The organism is Rhizobacter sp. P2_H2 (assembly GCF_056403375.1).
This window is the reverse complement of the sequence record NZ_JBFUFP010000795.1, coordinates 1-2,571: the sequence shown is the minus strand read 5'-3', so window position 1 is coordinate 2,571 and position 2,571 is coordinate 1. Positions and strand designations below refer to the sequence as shown.

General features: G+C 67.6%; 3 protein-coding genes. All 3 read right to left on the bottom strand.

Features of this window, described 5'->3' with window-relative positions:
- Positions 1 to 290, bottom strand: a 290-nt coding sequence (locus tag AC1D15_RS26430; protein ID WP_477828330.1) for a DUF1016 N-terminal domain-containing protein, incomplete at its 3' end; no start/stop codon positions are given.
- Positions 287 to 604, bottom strand: a complete 318-nt coding sequence (locus AC1D15_RS26425) for a DUF1016 N-terminal domain-containing protein (protein WP_477828329.1) — start codon at positions 602 to 604, stop codon at positions 287 to 289. The genes AC1D15_RS26425 and AC1D15_RS26430, both read right to left, overlap by 4 nt.
- A gap of 79 nt (positions 605 to 683) precedes the next feature.
- A partial coding sequence (locus AC1D15_RS26420) for a xanthine dehydrogenase family protein molybdopterin-binding subunit (protein ID WP_477828328.1) occupies positions 684 to 2,571 on the bottom strand: 1,888 nt, incomplete at its 5' end.

Sequence of the window (2,571 nt, the reverse complement as noted above, 5' to 3'; positions counted from 1 at the left end):
CGCAAGACCAGATCGGTCGAGACGAGATCTTCGTTGCGGAGGGCAGCGAGTTCGATTCGTGCCAGCTCGGCCGGTTTGCGTGACAGCGCCGTGCGCTCGTAGAGCAGGCCGCCGACCTTCTCGCGCAGCGTGCGAACGCCCCATCGTTGCGAGCGGCACATCTCCGCGTAGAACTCGCGTTGAAGGGGTTCCTTCAATGGCAGGAGTACGAGGAAGTGAGACCAGCTCAATTCTCGTATCAGTGACACGACAATCTGTTCGTCCGGAAACAGGTCGGCGAACTGGATCATCCGAGCCAAGTTCTTTTTTCTTTGAAGCTGGAGCCGTGCTCCTCGCTCAATTGTCGTGACAGTGTCACGACAATCTTCTCTCCGTAGCCTGCTCGGGCGCTTCCGAGCACTTCGGTACGGATGCGATGACCGATACGCCAGTACAGCAGGGTCAGCGTGGCATTGGCCGTCGTGGCAACGTGCTCGCGTGCACTGGTGATCAGGCCTCGGATGTCGTTGACCAGCGTAGAGGTCGATGAGCCTATGGATGGCTTTCCGCCCGTCGCCCGTTCACCGTTTCTCATGTCTGCGATCTCATGCTCCGTGTGGCGCATGAGGGTAGCGCATGCCTGAGCGCCAGAGCCCTGGTTTCCGCGAGGAGGCCGGCGCTCGCGCGTCGGCCTCCAACTCACATCACGCCAGCTTGAACGGCAGCTCGCGGATCGGCTTGCCCGTCAGCGAGGCCACCGCGTTCGCGAAGGCCGGCGCCAGCGGCGGCAGGCCCGGTTCACCCATGCCGGTCGGCGCGTCGCCGCTCGGCACGGTGTGCACCTCGATCTGCGGCATGTCGGTGATGCGCGGCACCACGAAATCGCCGAAGTTGCTCTGCTCGACCACGCCGTCCTTCAGCGTGATCGCCGCCCCCGGCAGGCACATCGACAAGCCCATCAGCGCGCCGCCCTGCACCTGCGCTTCCAGCGTCTTCGGGTTGATGACCAGGTTGCAGTGCACGCCGGCCGTCGCGCGGTGCAGCGTCGGCGTGCCGTCCTTCACCGAGGCCTCGACCACGTAGGCCACCACCGAGTTGAACGACTCGTGCACCGCCACGCCCCAGGCGCGGCCCGGCGCGAGCGTCTTCTTGCCGTAGCCCGAGCGATCGACCGCCAGCTGCAATGCCGCCTTGTGGCGCGGGTGCTCGTCGCCCATCAGCTTCATGCGGTAGGCCACCGGATCCTGCTTCGTGGTGCGGGCGATCTCGTCGACCAGCGTCTCCATCGCGAACGCGGTGTGCGTGGACCCCACGCTGCGCCACCACAGCACCGGCACGTTCTGCTTCGGGTGGTGCACCGTCAGGCGCATCGGCACCGCATACGGCTCCTTCATGCCCTCGACCGCGGTGCCGTCGATGCCGTCCTTCACCATCATCGGCTCGAACGGCGTGCCGCCGAGGATCGACTGGCCGACGATCACGTGGTCCCAGGCCAGCACGTTGCCCTGCGCATCGAAGCCGATCTTCGCGGTGTGCAGGTGCATCGGCCGGTAGTAGCCGCCCTTCACGTCGTCCTCGCGGCTCCACAGCGTGCGGATCGGCGCCTGGATGCCGGCCGCCTGCGCCGCCTTCACCACCGAGCATGCCTCGACGACGTAGTCGCTGCTCGCGATCGCGCGGCGCCCGAAGCCGCCGCCGGCCATCTGCACGTGCACCTGCACGTTCTGCGGCGGCACGCCCAGCACCTTCGAGGCCGCCAGGCCGTCGAGGCCAGGCATCTGCGAGCCCATCCACAGCTCGACCTTGCCGTCGGCCGCACGCACGGTGCAGTTCAGCGGCTCCATCGGCGCATGCGCGAGGTACGGGAACACGTACTCGGCGGTGATCTTGTGCGGCGCGGCGTCGAACTTCGAGACATCGGCGTCGTACTTGCGCGCGCCCGGCTTGGTGGCCAGCTCGCGGTACTGCACCAGCTGCGCCGCGGTGTCGACCTTCTCGACGCCGCTCGCATCCCACTCGAGCTTCAGCGCATCGCGACCCTGCTTGGCGGCCCAGTAGCCATCGGCGACCACGGCAACACCTTCACCGCCGCGGTCCACCGGGATGCGCAGCACGGCCTTCACGCCCTTGACGGCCTTGGCCGCGCTGTCGTCCACCGACTTCAGCTTCGCCGCGAACACCGGCGGGTGCGCGACCACCGCCGTCAGCATGCCGGGCAGGCGCACGTCGATGCCGTAGCCCTGCTTGCCGCTGGACTTGGCCTTCGCGTCGAGCCGGCCGGTCGCACGGCCGATCAGCTTGAAGGTCTTCGGATCCTTCAGCGTGACGGTCTCGGGCACCGGCTGCTTCATCGCGGCTTCGGCGAGTTCGCCATAGCCGAGCTTCTTGCCGCCCGGGCCGATCACCACGCCGTTCTGCGTGCGCAGCGTGGCCGCATCGACCTTCCAGCGCGCCGCGGCGGCGCTCACCAGCATCGCGCGGGTGCGCGCGCCGAGCTCGCGGTACTGCGTGTACGAGTGCGCGATCGAGCCGGAGCCGCCGGTGATGTGGATGCCGAACACCGGGTCGATGTAGGCCGGGTCGTTGCTGCCG

What these genes read in the sequence shown, in the direction of transcription:
- AC1D15_RS26425 (WP_477828329.1), bottom strand. Translation starts at nt 604, where the DNA reads ATGCGCCACACGGAGCATGAGATCGCAGACATGAGAAACGGTGAACGG.